Source organism: Enterococcus sp. B2E4 (assembly GCF_030499455.1).
Lineage (GTDB): Bacteria > Bacillota > Bacilli > Lactobacillales > Enterococcaceae > Enterococcus_D > Enterococcus_D casseliflavus.
This window is the reverse complement of sequence record NZ_JAUKPK010000001.1, coordinates 102,742-122,555: the sequence shown is the minus strand read 5'-3', so window position 1 is coordinate 122,555 and position 19,814 is coordinate 102,742. Positions and strand designations below refer to the sequence as shown.

Genomic DNA, 19,814 nt, shown 5'->3' with positions numbered 1-19,814 from the left:
TCCACCTTTGCTATGATAAAGATAATAAAACTGGTTCTAATGGATAGTGATTGTTGATTTTTAACAAGCTAAACCTGATGAAGCTGCGGTATTTGCGCTGCTTTCATGAGGTTTTTTCTGTGTTGACTGTTGGCTCAGCAATAAAGACAAGCAATGAACCATATCCGCAATGATAAAGTAAGTGGGGGTAGGACATGAAAATCAGTAAAGTGTTAAACAATAATGTTGTGATCACTACCGATCAAAGTCAAAACGAGATTATTGTTATGGGGCGGGGGATTGCATTTAAGAAAAAAGTGGGAGATGAAATTTCTTCAGAAACGGTCGATAAAGTGTATCGCTTAGAAAATCAGACGATCTTATCTCAATTTCAAGAGCTGCTTGCTGACTTACCACTGGAATATCTTGAATTATCCAATGAGATCATTGAGTATGCTCGGCGAGAATTGTCATCCCCAATCAATGATTCCATTTACATCTCGTTGACGGATCACATGCACTGTGCCATTGAACGATCGAAAAAAGGAATGACGGTCAAAAATGTCTTATTGTGGGATATCAAGCGTTTTTTCCCCGATGAGTACCAAATAGGCTGCAAAACAGTAGAGAAAATCAAAGAACATTACGGGATTCAGCTGCCAGATGACGAAGCCGGCTTTATTGCTCTGCATCTCGTCAATGCGCAAACTGAGAATGGTGACCAAGGCAATATTGCTGAACTAACCCAAACGATGCAAGACATTATTAACATTGTTAAATATTTTTTCAAAACAACCTTTGATGAAGAGTCCGTTTATTTTTATCGCTTCACTACGCATTTGAAATTTTTTGTCTCAAGAATGCAAAACCATACTACTCATGTGGATGAAACCGATGAAGATCTTTTGGCTATGGTCAAAGTGAAGTACCGAAATGCGTATCAATGCGTACAAAAAATCGCTGAGCTATTAGAAAATCAGTATCAGTATCAAATGTCCAGTGACGAAAGTTTGTATTTAACGATTCATATTGCCAGACTTGTGCAAAAAAATCGTTGATTGAAAAAAAACAAGAAAGGAGAAGGATTTTTTGATTCATGAGAAGGTGTCGAAAAAGAAAAATTTCTTCGCAATGATTCTTATCAAACATCAGCTTCAAGGCATCTGACCATGTAGCAAGAAATCAAAAAAAGAAAACATTTTGGATAGTGACATTCAGTTGGCTAAACCTTCAATACAAAAAAATTGGAGGAATCAAAAATGGGAAAATATCGTGAATTAGCAGAAAAAATCGTAGCAAATGTTGGTGGGAAAGAGAACATCAATAGCTTGACGCATTGTATCACACGCCTGCGTTTTAAATTAAAGGATGAAGGAGTCGCAAATGATGAAGTCTTAAAGAACATGGATGGGGTCGTGACGGTCATGAAGAGTGGCGGTCAATACCAGGTGGTTATCGGAAACCATGTGCCAGATGTCTATGCAGAAGTGATCGATGTAGCAGGAATCAGTGGTGATGCTGAAGAAACAGCTTCAGGTGGCAACTTGTTTGATCGTTTGATCGATATTTTGAGCGGCTGCTTCCAACCCTTCTTAGGTGCTTTGTGTGCGGCGGGGATGATCAAAGGACTAAACGCACTGTTGCTTTTTATTGGTACAACAGGCTTGATCGATTTTACAACGACGACAGGTACCTACGTTATGTTCAATGCGATCGGCGATTCGATCTTCATGTTTATGCCAGTGATTTTAGGGTATACGTCAGCGAAAAAGTTTCGCTTAAATCCAATGGTGGGAATCGTGATCGGATCAGCGCTTTGTTACCCAACGATTCAAGGATCTGCTTTGCAAGCCGCATTTCTTGCAGGGGCTGGCGAGGGAGCTGCTGCACCGTATAGCTTGTTAGGCTTGCCAGCGTACGAAACGTTCTTAGGGATTCCGTGGGTTGGCGCAACGTATACTAGCAGTGTGGTGCCGGTCATCTTTATCATTGCCTTTGCTGCACAAGTTCAAAAATTTGCAAAAAAAATCATTCCTTCTGTTGTCCAAACGTTCTTAGTACCGTTCTTAGTTCTCTTGATTGCATTGCCAATTGGTTTTTTGGTGATTGGACCTGTGATCAGTATGTTGACGGATCTTTTGAGCTCAGGATTTGAAGCGCTGATGGACTTCTCACCAGCTGCCTATGGCTTGTTGCTAGGTTTCTTCTGGCAAGTATTGGTTATTTTCGGTCTTCACTGGTCAGTTGTTCCGCTACACATTATGCAAGTGACACAACTAGGCTACAGTCAGATTTTGGTAGCTACGTTTGGTGCCAGCTTTGCTCAAACAGCCGTAGTGATGGCGATGTACTTTAAACTGAAAGATAAAAAACTGAAAGCACTATGTCCACCAGCTATTATCTCAGGGCTTTTCGGTGTAACGGAGCCAGCGATTTATGGAATCACGTTACCGAAAAAAATGCCGTTCTTCTACTCAATGATTGGTGGTGCGGTCGCAGGTGCCTTCTTGATGATCAATGGAACAACGAGCTACACCTCTGGTGGGTTAGGGGTCTTTGGCATTTTCAACTACATCACTCCAGAAGGCGACGCTAGTGGCATGTGGTTCTCTGTCTTTGGAATCTTGATCGCTGCAGCGATTGGCTTTGGTTTGACCATGGCTTTCTGGAAAGATGATGCAGTGGAAGAAGAAATCGCAGAAGGACAACCAGCGATGACTGTTCGAAAAGAAGTGATCACTTCTCCAGTGGAAGGAACGATCGCGCCACTAAGCAGTGCCAAAGATGAAGCCTTTGCTCAAGGAGTGCTAGGAAAAGGTATCCTGATCCATCCTTCAAAAGGCGAAGTCGTGGCTCCTTTTGATGGTACTGTGATGACATTGTTCCCAACCAAACATGCCATCGGGTTGATTTCTGAGAATGGTTTAGAACTTTTGATCCATATTGGTTTGGATACTGTTCAATTGAATGGTGAGTTCTTTGAAGCGCATGTGAAGCAAGGCGATAAAGTCACTCGTGGGCAAAAATTGATCAGCTTTGATAAAGATGCATTGATCAAAGCAGGATTCAATATTGAGACCCCAGTGCTAGTGACCAACTCAGCGGATTATTTGGATATCATCGAGTCTGACAAACGAGAAGTTGGTTGTTCCGATGATTTGATCACGGCTTTAGTTTAGGAAACATTTTCCTGCAAAACAGCTATATAAGGATAAAAGCGATCGGTCGTGAAGGCTCGATCGCTTTTTGACAGTCATTTAATTGGGAAATAGTGAGTCTTTATAATGAAGGTTTTTATCATAGGTTGGTTCAGCGATTATCGTTGATGAAGTGGGGCGCTTATCATACGCCATCCCAATATCGATCAAATGCTGCAGATTTTTCTCATAATGTTCCGAAAAGACGACTGCATACAACAAATCTAGTAAGTAGCAAACCGAGGTATTGATCGTAAAATTCGCGATCTTTGAATAAAGCCGTTCTCTTGTTGTGATATTTAAGACACAATCGCTTAATTTCGCTAACGCATTCTCGCCAATACTAGTCATCCCAATGATGGAGACCTGCCGTTCGGCGAGGATCTTACCGATTTCTTTAACCATTTTGTTTTCACCTGTGTAAGAAATCAAAATCGCGGTCGTATCGGAGGTACAGTTGGATGCCTCATAGGCACTTTCGCCGAAGGTATCGCAGACGTGGATACTTTTTCCTAAACGCCGCATCTTCAAAACAAAGTCTTGAGAAATCAAGGTGTTGGCATTGCTGGCGAAAATCCTGATATGGTTGGCATTGAGCAACGATTGTTTCGCTTTTTGTAATTCATCATGATGGATCAAGGAAAGCGTATCTTCGATCGTTGTTTGTTCAAGCTTTGCCAATTTTTTGGCGATGGTCATAATACCGTCATGGGAAGAGAAGGGAAAGTTCGCATCCACATCGGTAAAATGGCTGCTCATATATGTTTGCTCTTCCACAAAGGCCGTTTTTAAGTCGAGCCAACCATTGAAGCCTAATTTTTTGGCGATCCGAATAAAAGTAGAAGGATGAACATAGGTTTTTTCAGATAATTCCTTGATGGTTTGATCCGCCATCGCGGTCGGATTGGCTAATAAATAATCAATCAACGATCGTTCGGCGGGGGCTAGTTTGATTTGGCGCATTTTTTCTTGTAACAACATGGTGTATATGCTCCTTTTTACATTTTTTTATGATTATTTGTAAATGGTTTTTACAGAAATTCGTTTTTATTCAGTAACTAGCGAATCGTTTACATCCTAATTATTCCTTATTTGATGCTCTTTGTAAATCTTTTTTACAAAACATCTGCAAGAAGAAGCGAGATTTGCAAACGCTTTTTCTAAATATGCTATTTACATTGAATCAAATGTTTTTATGAATGATAATAAGAATGTAAATAAAATAGCAAAGGAGCAATACAATGACAAAAGGAATTAAAATTGCAACCATTGGTGGCGGCAGCAGCTATACCCCGGAGTTAATGGAAGGCTTTATCAAACGCTATGAAGAATTGCCGATTCGTGAGATTTGGCTAGTAGATATCGAAGCAGGAAAAGAAAAATTAGCAATCGTTGGTGCGATGGCACAACGGATGTGGGATGCGTCACCCTACGATGTAAAAATCCACATGACATTGGATCGAGAAGAAGCGTTAAAAGATGCTGATTTCGTTACGACTCAATTCCGAGTAGGATTGCTGAATGCCCGTATCAAAGATGAACGAATTCCTGCCTATTACGGCATGATTGGTCAAGAAACCAACGGCCCTGGTGGTATGTTCAAAGCGTTTCGTACGGTTCCAATCATTCTTGAAATCGTTGAAGACATGAAACGCTTGTGTCCCGATGCCTGGTTGATCAACTTTGCGAATCCAAGCGGTATGGTGACTGAAGCAATCGTGCGTTACGGAAAATGGGACAAAGTCATCGGGTTGTGTAACGTGCCTGTCATGGCAACGATGGTTGAACCTGCGTTGCTTGGCAAAGAACCTGACGAATTGATTTACAAATTTGCAGGATTGAACCACTTCCACTGGCACAAAGTTACCGACTCACACGGCAATGACGTTACGATGGACATTATTGATAAAATGTATGAAGAAGACAATGGCTTACCGAAGAATATCTTTGATGTACCATTTTACAAAGAACAGCTGGAACAAATGAAGATGATTCCTTGCGGGTATCACCGTTATTACTATCGTCAAGAAGAAATGTTGAATCATGCGATCGAAGAGTACAAGACTGTCGGTACACGCGCACAGCAAGTGAAACAAACCGAAGCCGAATTGTTTGAGTTGTACAAAGATCCTGAATTGGATCATAAACCAGAACAGCTGCAAAAACGTGGTGGTGCTTACTACTCAGATGCAGCGTGTGAAACGATTGCTTCCATTTATGCTAATAAAAATACCCAAATCGTCGTTTCAACCAAAAATGAAGGCGCCGTTCCAGATCTTCCTGCCGATTGCGTAGTCGAAGTAACAGCTTACGTTGGCGGACAAGGGGCTAGAAATGTTGCCTTTGGTGAGTTACCGACAGCTGAAAAAGGTTGGTTACAGGTAATGAAAGCAATGGAATTATTAACGATCGAAGCAGCTGTGACGGGGGATTACAATATCGCATTACAAGCCTTCACCATCAACCCATTGGTTCCATCAGGTGATACGGCAAAACGTGTCATGGACGAACTGTTTATTGCCCACAAAGATCACTTGCCTAAATTTAAGGAAACGATCGCACGTCTTGAAAAAGAAGGCGTAGAAGTACAAGATGAAGTAGCCCGCGAACTTGATCGCGAACTAGTTAAATAAAGAGAAAGTAGGAAAGAAACATGGTATTTAGAAAAGACTTTTTATGGGGCGGCGCAACAGCTGCCAATCAATGTGAAGGAGGCTACCAAGAAGGCGGACGCGGCTTGGCAAACGTTGACGTGGTACCGATCGGCAAAGATCGTTTTCCAGTCATTACTGGTCAAATGAAAATGTTCGATTTTGATGACGAACATTTCTACCCAGCAAAAGAAGCGATCGATATGTATCATCGCTACAAAGAAGACATCGCGCTATTTGGCGAAATGGGCTTTAAAACCTACCGTTTGTCGATCGCTTGGAGTCGGATTTTCCCTAAAGGGGATGAAACAGAACCAAATGAAGACGGCTTGAAGTTCTATGAAGATCTTTTCAAAGAATGCCACAAATATGGGATCGAACCATTAGTAACGATCACTCACTTTGATTGCCCAATGCATTTAGTTGAAAAATACGGGGCATGGCGTTCTCGTGAATTGGTCGGATTCTATGAAAACTTGTGTAACGTGATTTTCAACCGTTACAAAGGATTAGTAAAATATTGGTTGACCTTCAACGAAATCAACATGATTCTCCATGCGCCATTTATGGGAGCAGGTCTTTACTTTGAAGAAGGCGATAACGTTGAGCAAGTGAAATATCAAGCGGCTCACCATGAGCTATTGGCCTCTGCGATCGCAACGAAAATCGCTCATGAAGTCGATCCTGAGAACAAAGTAGGCTGTATGTTAGCTGCTGGCGCATACTATCCATATACAAGCAAACCAGAAGATGTCTGGGAATCACGCAAAGCAGATCGCGAAAACTATTTCTTTATTGATGTTCAATCACGTGGGGAATATCCACAATATGCGCTGAAAGAAATGGAACGCAATGGGATCGAAATCAAAATGGAAGAAGGCGACCTTGAGCTGTTGAAAGCTCACACCGTAGACTTTATTTCCTTCTCTTACTATTCTTCCCGCGTATCAACCACGGACGCTGAATTATTAGAACAAACGGCTGGCAATATTTTTGCCTCTGTGAAAAACCCATACTTGGAAGCAAGTGAGTGGGGGTGGCAGATTGATCCACTTGGTTTGCGCATCACAATGAATGACATTTATGATCGCTACCAAAAACCATTGTTTATCGTTGAAAACGGCTTAGGAGCTGTGGATACACCAGATGCAGATGGCTATGTGGAAGATGACTACCGGATCCAATACTTGGCAGAGCATATTCAAGCAATGAAAGATGCGGTTGAACAAGATGGTGTCGACTTATTGGGTTACACGACTTGGGGTTGTATCGATTTAGTTTCAGCTGGAACAGGTGAAATGAAAAAACGCTATGGTTTCATTTATGTGGACCGTGACAATGAAGGAAACGGCACCTTGAAACGAACAAAGAAAAAATCATTTGATTGGTACAAACAAGTGATTGCTTCAAACGGTGAAGATTTATCGAATAACTAATTATAAGAAGCTGCAGTTGATCCCTTAGAGAAATCTAAGTAGATCGACTGCAGTTTTTTTAAAGTCTTTTTAAAAACTATTGAAACGAATGATTTGTAATAAGTAGAAATGGCTGTTCAGAGATTATTGATAACCGACAATGAGAGTGCTGTAAAAGGCTTGCGTTGCAGCAATTACAAAAAAAGGCGACCTTAAGCATGACATGTTTTGTCCTTAAGGTCGCCTTTATCCATTTTTTAAAGAACTTTTTCAATTTCTGGAATCATTTTTTGAGGATTGGTTTGTGGAGCAAAACGCTCCACGACTTTACCTTGGCGGTCCACCAAGAATTTCGTGAAATTCCATTTAATGGCTTTGCCTAATGTATCCGGTGCTTCTGCTTCCAAATAGCGAAACAAGGGATCTGCGTCTTTGCCATTGATCACCGTTAATTTGTGCATCGGAAAATCGACACCATAGGTGGTTCGGCAAGCGGCTGCGGCTTCTTCGGCTGAGCCGACTTCTTGTTTGAACTGGTCAGAAGGAAACCCTAGAACGACCAACCCTTGGTCTTTATAGGTTTCATAAAGACTTTGTAATTCTTTGAACTGCGGGCTCAACCCGCACTTTGTAGCTGTATTGACGATCACCAGCGGTTGACCTTCGTAGTTTGCTAGCGAATAAGTTTCGCCGTTTTCTAATGTTGCTTGGTAGTCATAGATTGACATAGCAAACGCTCCTTTTAATGTAAATCATAGTCGATAGTTTCTGAGATAAGTATAGAGCAAAGTCTTCAAAAAAACCAAGCAAACTTCTTGGCGCTTTTTATTTCTTATAAAAAAAAATCCAGCGGCCGTTGGGACCACTGGACTCTTATTATGCTTCTGGTAAGACTTCTGGTTCTGCTTCTTGTGGATGAACGACAGATTTAGTTTTCCATACCCCAGAATGCCAGCGATAGATCATTAAGACGCTGCGCAATGCTTCGTCAATGGCATAAGCGATCCAAACACCGATCAAGCCAAATTTAAAGACGATGGCCAGTGAGTAGGAAAACGGTAAGCTGATGACCCATAGAACAATTAGGCTGCAGATCAATGGGAACTTCACGTCACCACTTGCATTTAATGAACCAACTAGGATCATATTGACTGCACGCGCTGTTTCTAAGACGATCTCTACTAAAAAGACACCTTTAGCAATCTCGATTACTTCGATATTGGAAGTAAAGATCCCCATGATCGGTTCAATAAATAGATAGGTCAATAAGCAGATCGTTACTGAGGCGATGATCCCGATCACCATCGTGCGCATGCCTCGCTGATGCGCACGATCGAATTCACCCGCACCGACATTGCGGCCAATCATGATTTGGTTTCCTTGACTTAATGCGGAGGCGATCAAATAAACAAATTGGGTGATAGCTGTTACGTAAGATTTTGCAATCAAGACACTTGCGCCAAGTTGAGCCACGATCATCGTCACCACGACTTGCGCTCCTTGATAGGAAAGAGACTCGCCAGAAGAAGGCAATCCGTAAGTCAAAATGTTTTTCATCACGCCCCAAGAGACATTCGAGAAACGGGCAGATAAAACAGAAAAATTCACATGTTTCTTCAGCAACATGGCGGCAATTAGTAAACCGATCGAATTACCAAAGACGCTAGAAAATGCCAATCCAGTCACACCGAAATTCGGTAAACCAAAGGGGCTGTATAAGACAAAGTAATTGCCAATGACGGCTAGGATACTAGCAAACATCGGTACCAATAACGCAGGTTTTGTGAAACTGTGGCTACGCATGACAGCAATTATGACCGCCGTGATCGATGAAAGGAACAGACTTCCGCCATACACTTGTAAGTATCCATGACCTAAAGCAACTAATTCAGCATCTAAGCCCATGAATCGCAAAAGGTAGGTTGAGCCGAAAAGGAACATCAAGCTGATCAAAATCCCGATGAACAATGACCCAAAAAGAGCGGTATTGATGACTTTCGGTATCTGGTCGCGTTTTTTCGCACCAATCAATTGTGCGATAATGATCTGAGTACCCACGGTGATGAAACCGTAAATAAAGACCGTTAAATTCAATAGTTGATTGGCAGCACTGACGGCCGCTACTGCTGGCTCGGAATAATGAGAAATCATCCAAACGTTGACATTCCCAATAACGACCCGCAAAAATAGCTCAACAAAAATCGGCCAGCTGAGAAAAATCAGTTCACGGTCTGATTTTCCTAAAAGTTTTTTCTTATTCAATTGTAAGGACTCCTTATTTTCTATATAATAGACGTATCGTGAAAATTTTACAAAAATTGAAAAGAAAGTCAATGTAATTTTCAAAAGTAAAAGCAGGAATATCTTATTATTTTTTGTAAGCAGATGAGTTGAAAGAATTTGCTTTTGAAAGTAAAGTATGAGTAGTCCAAATTGGAGGGAAATATATGTATGATGTAATTATCATCGGCGCAGGCCCTGCGGGGATGACAGCAGCGCTTTATGCGTCAAGATCGAATTTATCAGTACTAATGATTGAACGAGGAGCACCTGGCGGACAAATGAACAATACGGCTGAGGTTGAAAACTATCCTGGCTTCGAATCAATCTTAGGCCCTGAATTAGCATTTAAAATGTATGAAGGTGCCATTAAATTTGGTGTTGAAAATGCCTATGGGATCGTTCAAAGCATCACGGATCAAGGTGAGTTCAAAGAAGTTGCCACCGAAGACAAAACCTATCAAGGGAAAACAGTCATCATTGCCACAGGATGTGTACATAGAAAGTTAGGCGTCAAAGGCGAAGAAGAATTCGCAGGACGCGGAGTTTCATACTGTGCGGTTTGTGACGGTGCCTTTTTCCGTAACAAACGCTTGATCGTTGTTGGTGGAGGCGACTCAGCAGTCGAAGAAGCTATCTACTTAACGCAATTTGCTTCTGAAGTAACGATCGTTCACCGTCGTGATGAATTACGAGCACAAAAAATCATCCAAGACCGCGCATTTGCCAACGAGAAAATCTCTTTTATTTGGGATTCTGTTGTGGAAGAAATCAAAGGCAATGAGATGGTCGTAACTGGCGTGCAAATCAGAAACGTAAAAACGGATGAAGTGACAGAAGAAGCTGCTGGCGGTGTCTTTATCTATGTTGGTTTAGATCCGTTGACAGAACCATTCAAAGCTAGCGGTATCACGAATGATGCTGGCTGGATCTTAACAAATGATCAGATGGAAACTTCAATTCCTGGTGTTTACGCGATTGGCGATGTTCGTGAAAAAGGCTTGCGTCAAATCACAACGGCAGTCGGCGATGGCAGTATTGCTGGTCAACAAGTGTTTGATTTTATTGAAACACAAAAGGATGCTCAATTAACAAAATAATCTAATGGAATTAGCTGTTATTTTTAAAGTGTCAATCACTTTTGATAGCAGCTTTTTTTATTTTTCGTTTGGTTATTCTTTGAGAAATCTGTAAGTAGTGTTATACTAATTTTAGAGCATTTTAACGGAAAAAGGAGAGGTTATTTTATGGCATGGGAACAAACATTTAATCAATGGAAAAACAGTGAACACTTAGATCCACAATTAAAAGAACAATTGACCGCATTAGAAGCAGATCCTGCGATGTTAGAAGACGCTTTTTATATGCCTTTGGAATTTGGGACTGCTGGCATGCGAGGGATTTTAGGACCTGGTATCAATCGGATGAACATTTATACGATTCGTCAAGCAACGGAAGGCTTGGCTCGCTTTATGGATACACAAGATCCCGAAACAAGACGTCGTGGCGTAGCGATTGCCTATGATTCCCGTCATTTTTCACCTGAATTCGCGATGGAAGCAGCAAAAACATTGGCAAAACATGATATTCCAGCCTTTGTCTTTGAAAGCTTACGTCCGACGCCAGAATTATCTTTTGCTGTGCGTTACTTAAAAACCTTTACTGGAATCATGATCACTGCTTCTCACAATCCAGCCGAATACAATGGCTACAAAGTATATGGGGAAGATGGTGGGCAAATGCCACCAGCAGATGCGGATGCATTGACAAAATTTGTTCGGGAAATTGAAAATCCGTTGGAGATCCCTGTATTAAGTGAAGAAGAAGCCAAAAACAGCGGCTTGATCTCTATTATTGGCGAAGAAATCGATACTGCCTATCTGAAAGAAATCAAAGAAGTCACGATCGATCAAGAATTGATCGATACGGTGGGCAAAGATTTGAAACTTGTCTATACACCACTTCACGGAACAGGGCGGATGCTTGGCGAGAAAGCGTTGAAACAAGCTGGTTTCCAACAATTCATTATTGAACCCTCTCAAGCGGTTGCTGATCCAAACTTCAGCACAGTAAAATCACCGAATCCAGAAGAGCACTCTGCCTTTGAATATGCGATTGCTTTAGGAGAAAAAGAAGGTGCTGACTTATTGATCGCAACAGATCCAGATGCCGATCGCTTAGGGGCTGCAGTAAGAATGCCAGATGGCAACTACCAAGTCTTGACAGGTAACCAGTTAGGTGCATTGATGATCCGTTACATTTTAGAAGCCCATAAAACAGCTGGAACATTGCCAGAAAATGCAGCAGTCTTAAAATCGATCGTTTCTAGTGAATTGCCAACAGCGATCGCTAAAGCCTACGATGTTGATATGATCAATGTTTTAACTGGCTTTAAATTTATTGCCGAAAAAATCCAACAATTTGAAAAAGACCATTCTCAAACTTTCATGTTTGGCTTTGAAGAAAGCTATGGCTACTTAGTTAAACCATTCGTACGGGACAAGGACGCGATCCAAGCGCTCGTTTTATTAGCAGAAGTGGCTGCTTTTTACAAACAATCAGACAAAACACTGTATGATGGTCTGCAAGATATTTTTGAAGAGTACGGCTACTATGCAGAAAAAACGATTTCTGTAACGATGAGCGGCATGGAAGGGGCAACTAAGATTGCTGCCTTGATGAAGACTTTCCGTGAAAAAGCACCTTCCGTCTTCGCAGGAACCCCTGTCGTGCAAACAGAAGACTTTAAATTGTTGACTCGTGTGGGCTTAGATGGTCACCAACAAAAAATGACCACACCGCCTTCTGATGTTTTGAAATACACCTTGGAAGATGAAAGCTGGATTGCTGTTCGTCCTTCTGGGACCGAACCTAAAATCAAGTTTTATATTGGTGTAAAAGGCGATACGGCAGAAGCAGCAGAACAAAAAATTGCTGATCTGCAAGCAGCGATCGAAGAAATCACAGGTGAATAAAGTCATCTGATGTCTTCATAATCAAAAAAATTGCAATTGACTGAATGATCCGAGTGGTAGAAAAAGAAGCGTTCGCTTCCCTCAGCAAACAGGTGTTGAGGGACCGAAGCTTCTAAAGGGAATTTTCTGACGCTTGGATCTATTCTTGTCTTTTAGCTCGTTTCTTCTCCTTGATCGTCGAGCATTGATTGACAAGCTGTCTATCAAGGGCTAAAATGCAAAAGGAAATAAGAGAGGATGTGGCGCGATGACTACGCCGAAACTAGAAGAAATTCAGCAAGTAACACAGATTTTTAAAATGCTTAGTGATCCCACTAGACTAAAAATTTTGTTGTCTCTTCAAGAAGGAGAGCGCAATGTCACTTCGATTGCAGAACAAGTACATATGGAACAATCAGCAGTTTCTCATCAGCTGAAACTTTTGAAAGATAATCGGATCGTAAAGTCGGAAAGACAAGGAAAAACCATCCTTTATAGTCTTGATGACAAACATGTTGTGGATATTTTGCAAAAAACATTCGAACATATCCATCACCGTTAAAACTAGGGCGAGAATTTCTCAAAAGTCCTAGTTTTTTCTTATTGTTTTTGGTATGCTAGTGGAAATATTAAAATTAGATGAACGGTTTTTAATAACGTTTTCAGTTAGGGGGCATTATGGGTAAGCAATTGAACATTGGATTATTAGGAATGGGTGTTGTCGGCAGCGGGGTATGCCAAGTGTTGGCAGAGCAAAAAGAAGCCATTCTGGCACGCACAGGAGTCAGTGTGCAAATCACGAAAGCATTAGCTTCGCCTTACGAGGATAAGTCTGCGTTAGCGGCTAAGTACGGGTTTGCGTTGACGAATGAGGCAAATGAGTTGTTTGAAGATGAGACCATCGACGTAATTGTGGAATTGATCGGGAAGATCGATCCGGCAAAAGCGTTTATTTCAGCTGCTTTAGAAAATAAGAAGCACGTTGTGACGGCAAATAAAGACTTGATTGCCACCCATGGACCTGAACTGCTGGCAATCGCTGAAAAAGCCGGGGTGTCTCTTTATTATGAAGCCAGCGTGGGTGGTGGCATTCCGATCTTGCGTACATTGAGCACCCACTATCTGCCTGATACCATCACAGGGATTTTTGGTATCGTCAATGGGACGACCAATTATATGCTGACAAAAATGACGGAAGATGGCATGACCTATGAAGATGCTTTGTCACAAGCCCAAGCAAAAGGTTTTGCCGAATCAGATCCTACTAATGATGTTGACGGTATCGATGCGGCCTATAAAATGGTGATCCTGACCAAATTTGCTTTTGGGAAAACGATCCATGTTGCTGATGTGGCAACAAAAGGCATCCGCGGCTTAGCTGTGGCAGATATTAAGCAGGCACAAGCCTTTGGTTATGAAGTGAAGTTGATCGGTGCAGCACAAAAGACAGTTGACGGTTCCCTTACTGTGTCAGTTGGACCTGTATTAGTGCCGAAAAACCATGCGTTAGCGACGATCCAAAACGAGTTTAATGGCATTTTTATCGAGAGTGAAGGCATCGATCAATCAATGGTTTATGGACCAGGAGCAGGATCGCGACCGACGGCCACCAGCGTGGTAGCGGATTTGACCGTTTTAGCAAAAAATAAAAGCTTTGGGATCGTTGAACCTTTTCTAACTTTTGAAAAAGAAACAGCATTAGCATCTGTAGAAGAAGTCCCTAGCCAGCATTATGTGTCTTTTTCAAGTCAAGAGATCAAAGGGAACGCTCTTCCAGAATGGTTTGCGTTTGAGCAAACGGTGTTCAACGAAGCAGACCAACGAATAGCTGGAATCACCAATCCAATGAGCGAAAAAGAGTTAACAGAAAAACTCGCAACTTATACCGATGCACAAGACATACAAATAATGAAAGTGATGGAGGAATAAACATGTATCAAGGATTATTGCATCAATACAAGGAATATCTGCCAGTCAACGAAAATACACCAGCATTGTCGCTGGCTGAAGGCAACACGCCGTTGATTCCCTTACCAAGCCTTTCCAAGGAATTAGGGATTCAATTGTATGGAAAATACGAAGGGCTGAATCCGACAGGCTCTTTTAAAGACCGAGGGATGGTCATGGCGGTGGCAAAAGCGGTGGAAGAAGGTGCCAAAGCAATCGTCTGTGCATCGACAGGAAATACCAGTGCGGCAGCAGCAGCTTATGCGACCAGAGCGGGGATCAAAGCCTATGTTGTTATTCCAGATGGCAAGATCGCTATGGGAAAATTGGCGCAAGCAATCGTTTATGGAGCCGACATCATTTCGATCCCAGGAAACTTTGATGAAGCGTTAAAAGCAGTACGAGATATTGCAGAAACCGAAGCCGTGGCGCTAGTAAACTCAGTCAATCCTTATCGTTTAGAAGGACAAAAAACAGCGGCCTTTGAAGTATGCGAACAATTAGGACAAGCACCGGATGTTCTTGCGATTCCTGTCGGTAATGCAGGGAATATCTCGGCATATTGGAAAGGGTTCAAAGAATGGCATGAGAAAAAAGGCACCGCGTTGCCAAGAATGCATGGGTTTGAAGCTGAAGGTGCTGCTGCGATCGTCCGTGGGGAAGTCATCGAACAACCAGAAACGATCGCTACAGCGATTCGGATCGGCAATCCAGCCAGCTGGCAGTTGGCAGAAGCTGCTCGTGATGAATCAAATGGACACATCGATGCAGTAACCGATGAGGAAATTTTGAACGCTTACCGTAAAATTGCTGCGCAAGATGGTGTGTTTATTGAACCAGGCTCAGCTGCCTCGCTGGCTGGTGTCATCCAGCACGTGAAAGCAGGGAAAATCAAACCAGGTGAGACTGTCGTTGCCGTCTTTACTGGAAATGGTCTGAAGGATCCTGATACAGCTATCAAAGCGACAGAAGTAACCATCAATAAGATGAGTGATTTAGAAGAAATGCGTCAGCATCTTCGTGAAGGAGTTGCCAATCTATGAAGATCCGCGTTCCTGCAACCAGTGCGAACTTAGGGCCTGGTTTTGATTCCTGCGGGATTGCCCTGTCAAAGTATTTGTTCATTGAAGTTTTAAAAGAAAACGATACGTGGGAAATCATCCATGAGCTAGGTTCAGAGATCCCAACGGATGAAACCAACTTGCTTTTGCGTGTGGCATTGAAATTAGCACCAAACATGAAGCCTTTGAAAATCCGAATGAGTTCGGACATTCCTTTGGCAAGAGGCTTAGGCAGCAGTTCCTCGGTGATCGTCGCCGGGATTGAACTAGCCAACCGCATGGCCCACATGAATCTGAGTGCAGCACAAAAGCTTGAGATCGCAACTGCCATCGAAGGGCATCCTGACAACGTTGGACCAGCGATTTATGGAGATTTTGCGGTTGCTGCTTACGACCATCAGCACAAGCATACGTATTTAGTCAAGCATCATTTTCCAGAGTGCGAGATCATTGCCTATATTCCTCATGAAGAACTGTTGACTGAAGCAAGTCGTCAAGTCTTGCCGCAGACCCTTTCGCACGAGCAAGCTGTCGAAGCCAGTGCGATCGCCAACGTGATGATCGCGGCGGTCATCAATGGCAATCTGCCTCTTGCAGGAAAATTGATGCAACAGGATCGTTTTCATGAAGCCTATAGGGAAAAGCTTGTGCCGCACTTGTCGACCATTCGCCAAATCTGCGAAGAAGAAGGCGGCTATGGCTGTTTCTTAAGCGGCGCAGGTCCTACGGTCTTAGCGATCGTCCCAGAGGAACGGGCAGAACGAATCTCAAAACTTTTGCATGCCTTGGAGAGCAATGCGTATATCGAACAATTACAAATCGATCGTGAAGGGCTGCAAGTGTTCTAAAAGAGAATAATAATAAATGAGCCACAGACCAAAAACGGTGAGCAGAAGATTTTCTGCTCACCATTTTTCATTGCTTCATCGATGTTAGTCTTTCGTTTCTGACGTGTAATAGCTATGATCTTCTAAGTTTAATGCATTTAAAATCATAGAGGCGGTTTCTTCGATGGAAAGAGAAGCGACATTGATCACGACACAGCCTAGTTTTTCATACAGATCATTGGCAAACGTCAGCTCCGCTTTGATTTTTTCTATATCGGAATACGCAGAATCTGGGTTCAAGCCGTAGGAGCGCATCCGTTCTTTGCGAATACTGTTTAACACATTCGGATCGTTTGTTAGCCCGACGATTTTTTTCGGATCGATTTCCCAGAGCTGTTTTGGGATGTGGGCTTGCGGTACTAAAGGCAGGTTAGCAACTTTTAAATTTTTGTTTGCTAGAAATAGACTCAAAGGCGTTTTTGACGTCCGAGAAACCCCTAGTAACACGACATCTGCTTCCAAGAAGCCACGAGGGTCTTTCCCATCATCGTACATAACCGCAAATTCCATGGCTTTGATGCGTTTGAAATAATTTTCGTTCAAGTGGTGCAAAGCCCCTGGCTCTCGTGAAGGTGCTACGCCAGTTCGTCGTTCTACTTCACTTACTGGAGGGGTCAATACGTCGAAATGGTAAAGGTCAGCTTCTTCACAAAAATGATTCGTCAAATCCACAAGTTCTTCTTTGATCAAGGTATGAAGAATAATGGCGTTGTGTTTTTTTGCATCAGACAAAGCTTTGATCAAATGCTCTTTTGTGTGGATAAACGTGCGTCTAAAAAGGTTAAATTCGACGCTGGGGTATTGGGCCATTGTCGCTTGTGCAAGCTTCGATGCCGTTTCGCCGGCAGAGTCCGACAACACGAACATCGTCACTGCGGCACTGGTTTGCAATTTTTCTTGCAAGTCTGGTTGTTCAGGTTCAGTTGGCTTCATAAGAAAAATCCTCTCTTGCTTTTTTATTGATTTCATTATACCATACTTAAGATCGATAGAATCGGAATGATTTTGATTTATCAGGAGGGCCTACGATGAAAAATCAAACACTTATTGAGCATGCCATGACTACATTGAAAGAAAATGGCTTTAAATATACCAAAAAAAGAGAAGCGATCATCACCTATTTAGTGAAGCGCAATCGCTATTTGCCAGCCAAGGAAATTCATGAATACATGTCAGAAAAGTATCCGGGCTTGAGCTATGATACGATCTACCGTAATCTGCATGATTTTTCTGAGATCGGTATTTTAGAAGAAACAGAGCTGAACGGGGAGATGAAGTTTCGCTATAACTGCTGTGCAGAATTAGAGGACCATCATCACCATCACTTTATTTGCACGGTTTGTGGCAAAACAAAAGAACTGCATATTTGCCCGATGGATTTCTTCCAAGAACAGCTTCCTGGCTGCTTGATCGAGGGACATCGCTTCGAGATTTTGGGCCGTTGTGAAGAATGTCAATGAAAACCCAAACAAACTTGATGGGATCGAAGACTTTTTTAACAGAATGCCTTGACACTTTTTCAGGGGTTAGCTATAATTTTTAAAGGACAGTCGTGTTTTTTGGGATTTTATTTCAATAACAACTACGGTTACTTTTTAAGCTCGGAGGGAGGGAATTTACATGTCAAAAACAGTCGTTCGCAAAAACGAATCACTTGACGATGCTCTTCGTCGCTTCAAACGTTCCGTGTCAAAAGCGGGTACTTTACAGGAATCTCGTAAACGTGAATTTTACGAAAAACCTAGCGTAAAGCGTAAGAAAAAATCTGAAGCAGCTAGAAAACGCAAAAAATTCTAATTTTCTACTGTTTTGAGAATTGGAGCTGGTAGTGTGACACTACTAAGTACACTGAATGATGACATGAAGACAGCGATGAAAGCCAAAGACAAGGAAACCTTGCAGGTGATCCGCATGTTGAAAGCATCAATTCAAAATGAGCAGATCAAAAAAGGTTCTGACTTGAATGAAGAAGAAGAGTTGACCGTTTTGTCTCGTGAGATGAAACAGCGTCGTGATTCTTTAAATGAGTTTGAGAAAGCTGACCGAAATGATCTAGCAGAGAAAGTCAAAGTTGAAATTGCAGTTGTTGAAAAATATTTGCCAGCACAACTCGATGAAGCGGAAATCCGCCAAATCGTCGCTGGAGCGATTGAAAAGACTGGTGCTTCTTCTTCCAAAGAATTTGGAAAAGTGATGGGTGCTGTAATGCCACAAGTTAAAGGCAAAGCAGACGGTAATCAAGTCAATGCGATCGTTAAAGAATTATTGGATCAAATGTAAGCTCACGCCGCAAGTATGGATGACATGCTTGCGGCTTTTTTTTCTGATTTCGAAAACTTAAAAAAAGCATAAGGACAAGGGGAAACGACTGTTGTGCTTGATAAGTAATTTTTCTTTTTTCCATCTTATGTTATTATTAATAAGAACGCCAAAAAAGGAGCTGTAACATATTTGACAGACAAAACAATAACGATCGAGATAACACTTAGTGAAAACGATGACGTTCGTTTATTATTAGGTGCCCACGATAAGAACATCAAAATTATTGAAGACTCCACAGGAACGGTCATTCACACTCGTGGTGAGCTGATCCAAATCGTAGGAGAAACTGAAGCCGCTGAAACGGCACAATCCGTGATTCGGGCTTTGCAAGAGTTGATCAAACGAGGCATCAATATCAGTACCCCTGATGTGATCACTGCGTTGAATATGGTGAATAAGGGCAGTCTTGATTATTTCAAAGATATGTATGAAGAAGAGATCATCAAAGACCGTAACGGCAAACCGATCCGAGCGAAAAATGCTGGGCAAAAAAAATATATCGAAGCCGTCCGTAAACATGATGTAGTGTTTGGTGTCGGCCCCGCTGGAACCGGAAAGACCTTCTTAGCAGTCGTAATGGCAATTGCAGCTCTAAAGAAAGGCCAAGTGCAAAAAATCATTTTGACACGTCCCGCCGTTGAAGCAGGAGAAAATCTTGGTTTCCTACCAGGAGACTTGAAAGAAAAAGTTGATCCTTACTTACGCCCCGTTTATGATGCGTTGTATCAAATTTTTGGGATGGATCATACGAACCGTCTCATGGAACGAGGCGTCATTGAGATCGCACCATTGGCATATATGCGTGGACGTACGCTAGAAGATGCCTTTGTCATTTTAGATGAAGCGCAAAATACGACGATCGCTCAAATGAAAATGTTTTTGACCCGTTTAGGATTCAACTCTAAAATGATCGTCAATGGCGATACCAGCCAGATCGATTTGCCAAAAGGGACTTTAAGCGGCCTGATCCACGCCGAACGAACGTTACAAGAGATCCCTAAAATTGCTTTTGCTAATTTTGAAGCAGGAGATGTCGTGCGGCATCCAGTTGTTGCCGAGATCATTCGCGCATATGAAGAAGCAGATCTTAAAGACAAGCGCTGATCGTCTTTTAGGAGGAG

General features: G+C 42.2%; 18 protein-coding genes. 14 read left to right on the top strand and 4 right to left on the bottom strand.

Annotated elements, in window-relative coordinates:
- Positions 1 to 194: 194 nt before the first annotated feature.
- A complete protein-coding gene (gene licT / locus Q1X33_RS00605) occupies positions 195 to 1,037 on the top strand; it encodes a BglG family transcription antiterminator LicT (protein ID WP_005225819.1) in 843 nt (280 codons plus the stop codon).
- Between the two features lie 201 nt (positions 1,038 to 1,238).
- On the top strand, positions 1,239 to 3,158 hold the full coding sequence (locus Q1X33_RS00600) for a beta-glucoside-specific PTS transporter subunit IIABC (RefSeq protein ID WP_081116556.1): 1,920 nt from the start codon (positions 1,239 to 1,241) through the stop codon (positions 3,156 to 3,158).
- A gap of 78 nt (positions 3,159 to 3,236) precedes the next feature.
- On the opposite strand, the gene Q1X33_RS00595 is transcribed toward Q1X33_RS00600, so the two are convergent.
- A complete protein-coding gene (locus tag Q1X33_RS00595) occupies positions 3,237 to 4,157 on the bottom strand; it encodes a MurR/RpiR family transcriptional regulator (protein WP_010748037.1) in 921 nt (306 codons plus the stop codon).
- Positions 4,158 to 4,417: 260 nt separating this feature from the next.
- Here Q1X33_RS00595 and Q1X33_RS00590 point away from each other — a divergent pair, with 260 nt between their 5' ends.
- On the top strand, positions 4,418 to 5,809 hold the full coding sequence (locus tag Q1X33_RS00590; protein ID WP_005225822.1) for a 6-phospho-beta-glucosidase: 1,392 nt from the start codon (positions 4,418 to 4,420) through the stop codon (positions 5,807 to 5,809).
- A 20-nt stretch (positions 5,810 to 5,829) separates the two neighbouring features.
- Positions 5,830 to 7,263: a 6-phospho-beta-glucosidase gene (locus tag Q1X33_RS00585; RefSeq protein ID WP_005225823.1), complete on the top strand. Its 1,434-nt coding sequence runs from the start codon at positions 5,830 to 5,832 to the stop codon at positions 7,261 to 7,263.
- Between the two features lie 236 nt (positions 7,264 to 7,499).
- Here Q1X33_RS00585 and Q1X33_RS00580 read toward each other — a convergent pair whose 3' ends face one another.
- Positions 7,500 to 7,970, bottom strand: a complete 471-nt coding sequence (locus tag Q1X33_RS00580) for a glutathione peroxidase (RefSeq protein ID WP_301969451.1) — start codon at positions 7,968 to 7,970, stop codon at positions 7,500 to 7,502.
- 148 nt (positions 7,971 to 8,118) lie between these two features.
- Positions 8,119 to 9,504 (bottom strand): MATE family efflux transporter, encoded by a 1,386-nt coding sequence (locus Q1X33_RS00575; RefSeq protein ID WP_034868510.1) that lies wholly within the window; start codon positions 9,502 to 9,504, stop codon positions 8,119 to 8,121.
- Between the two features lie 185 nt (positions 9,505 to 9,689).
- On the opposite strand from Q1X33_RS00575, the gene trxB reads away from it, so the two are divergent.
- The 6 genes from trxB to thrB all read left to right on the top strand — a co-directional run bounded on the left by trxB (position 9,690) and on the right by thrB (position 16,332).
- Entirely contained in the window at positions 9,690 to 10,622 is a 933-nt protein-coding gene (gene trxB / locus Q1X33_RS00570) for a thioredoxin-disulfide reductase (protein WP_015509534.1), read from the top strand.
- A 147-nt stretch (positions 10,623 to 10,769) separates the two neighbouring features.
- Entirely contained in the window at positions 10,770 to 12,497 is a 1,728-nt protein-coding gene (locus tag Q1X33_RS00565; protein WP_005225827.1) for a phospho-sugar mutase, read from the top strand.
- 247 nt (positions 12,498 to 12,744) lie between these two features.
- Positions 12,745 to 13,038 (top strand): metalloregulator ArsR/SmtB family transcription factor, encoded by a 294-nt coding sequence (locus Q1X33_RS00560; RefSeq protein WP_005225828.1) that lies wholly within the window; start codon positions 12,745 to 12,747, stop codon positions 13,036 to 13,038.
- A 116-nt stretch (positions 13,039 to 13,154) separates the two neighbouring features.
- Positions 13,155 to 14,405 carry a homoserine dehydrogenase gene (locus Q1X33_RS00555; RefSeq protein WP_081116560.1) on the top strand — a complete coding sequence of 417 codons (1,251 nt, stop codon included), beginning with the start codon at positions 13,155 to 13,157 and terminating at the stop codon, positions 14,403 to 14,405.
- A gap of 2 nt (positions 14,406 to 14,407) precedes the next feature.
- Positions 14,408 to 15,466, top strand: a complete 1,059-nt coding sequence (gene thrC, locus Q1X33_RS00550; RefSeq protein WP_005225830.1) for a threonine synthase — start codon at positions 14,408 to 14,410, stop codon at positions 15,464 to 15,466.
- Positions 15,463 to 16,332, top strand: a complete 870-nt coding sequence (thrB, locus tag Q1X33_RS00545) for a homoserine kinase (RefSeq protein ID WP_005225831.1) — start codon at positions 15,463 to 15,465, stop codon at positions 16,330 to 16,332. The genes thrC and thrB overlap by 4 nt, the downstream gene beginning before the upstream one ends.
- Positions 16,333 to 16,416: 84 nt before the next feature.
- On the opposite strand, the gene Q1X33_RS00540 is transcribed toward thrB, so the two are convergent.
- Positions 16,417 to 17,304, bottom strand: a complete 888-nt coding sequence (locus tag Q1X33_RS00540; protein WP_010748043.1) for a pyruvate, water dikinase regulatory protein — start codon at positions 17,302 to 17,304, stop codon at positions 16,417 to 16,419.
- 95 nt (positions 17,305 to 17,399) lie between these two features.
- Here Q1X33_RS00540 and Q1X33_RS00535 point away from each other — a divergent pair, with 95 nt between their 5' ends.
- The 4 genes from Q1X33_RS00535 to Q1X33_RS00520 all read left to right on the top strand — a co-directional run bounded on the left by Q1X33_RS00535 (position 17,400) and on the right by Q1X33_RS00520 (position 19,797).
- Positions 17,400 to 17,831 (top strand): Fur family transcriptional regulator, encoded by a 432-nt coding sequence (locus Q1X33_RS00535; RefSeq protein WP_005225833.1) that lies wholly within the window; start codon positions 17,400 to 17,402, stop codon positions 17,829 to 17,831.
- 160 nt (positions 17,832 to 17,991) lie between these two features.
- Entirely contained in the window at positions 17,992 to 18,168 is a 177-nt protein-coding gene (rpsU, locus tag Q1X33_RS00530) for a 30S ribosomal protein S21 (protein ID WP_002356740.1), read from the top strand.
- Between the two features lie 33 nt (positions 18,169 to 18,201).
- Positions 18,202 to 18,651 (top strand): GatB/YqeY domain-containing protein, encoded by a 450-nt coding sequence (locus Q1X33_RS00525; protein WP_005225841.1) that lies wholly within the window; start codon positions 18,202 to 18,204, stop codon positions 18,649 to 18,651.
- Between the two features lie 171 nt (positions 18,652 to 18,822).
- On the top strand, positions 18,823 to 19,797 hold the full coding sequence (locus Q1X33_RS00520; RefSeq protein ID WP_301969450.1) for a PhoH family protein: 975 nt from the start codon (positions 18,823 to 18,825) through the stop codon (positions 19,795 to 19,797).
- The last annotated feature ends 17 nt before the right edge of the window (positions 19,798 to 19,814 follow it).

Excerpts from the sequence above, each read along its gene's own strand:
- Q1X33_RS00595 (WP_010748037.1), bottom strand. The coding sequence starts at position 4,157 with ATGTTGTTACAAGAAAAAATGCGCCAAATCAAACTAGCCCCCGCCGAA.
- Q1X33_RS00560 (WP_005225828.1), top strand. The coding sequence starts at position 12,745 with ATGACTACGCCGAAACTAGAAGAAATTCAGCAAGTAACACAGATTTTT.
- Q1X33_RS00555 (WP_081116560.1), top strand. The coding sequence starts at position 13,155 with ATGGGTAAGCAATTGAACATTGGATTATTAGGAATGGGTGTTGTCGGC.
- thrC (WP_005225830.1), top strand. The coding sequence starts at position 14,408 with ATGTATCAAGGATTATTGCATCAATACAAGGAATATCTGCCAGTCAAC.
- Q1X33_RS00580 (WP_301969451.1), bottom strand. The coding sequence starts at position 7,970 with ATGTCAATCTATGACTACCAAGCAACATTAGAAAACGGCGAAACTTAT.
- Q1X33_RS00565 (WP_005225827.1), top strand. The coding sequence starts at position 10,770 with ATGGCATGGGAACAAACATTTAATCAATGGAAAAACAGTGAACACTTA.
- Q1X33_RS00535 (WP_005225833.1), top strand. The coding sequence starts at position 17,400 with ATGAAAAATCAAACACTTATTGAGCATGCCATGACTACATTGAAAGAA.
- Q1X33_RS00540 (WP_010748043.1), bottom strand. The coding sequence starts at position 17,304 with ATGAAGCCAACTGAACCTGAACAACCAGACTTGCAAGAAAAATTGCAA.
- thrB (WP_005225831.1), top strand. The coding sequence starts at position 15,463 with ATGAAGATCCGCGTTCCTGCAACCAGTGCGAACTTAGGGCCTGGTTTT.
- licT (WP_005225819.1), top strand. The coding sequence starts at position 195 with ATGAAAATCAGTAAAGTGTTAAACAATAATGTTGTGATCACTACCGAT.
- trxB (WP_015509534.1), top strand. The coding sequence starts at position 9,690 with ATGTATGATGTAATTATCATCGGCGCAGGCCCTGCGGGGATGACAGCA.
- Q1X33_RS00600 (WP_081116556.1), top strand. The coding sequence starts at position 1,239 with ATGGGAAAATATCGTGAATTAGCAGAAAAAATCGTAGCAAATGTTGGT.
- rpsU (WP_002356740.1), top strand. The coding sequence starts at position 17,992 with ATGTCAAAAACAGTCGTTCGCAAAAACGAATCACTTGACGATGCTCTT.
- Q1X33_RS00590 (WP_005225822.1), top strand. The coding sequence starts at position 4,418 with ATGACAAAAGGAATTAAAATTGCAACCATTGGTGGCGGCAGCAGCTAT.
- Q1X33_RS00585 (WP_005225823.1), top strand. The coding sequence starts at position 5,830 with ATGGTATTTAGAAAAGACTTTTTATGGGGCGGCGCAACAGCTGCCAAT.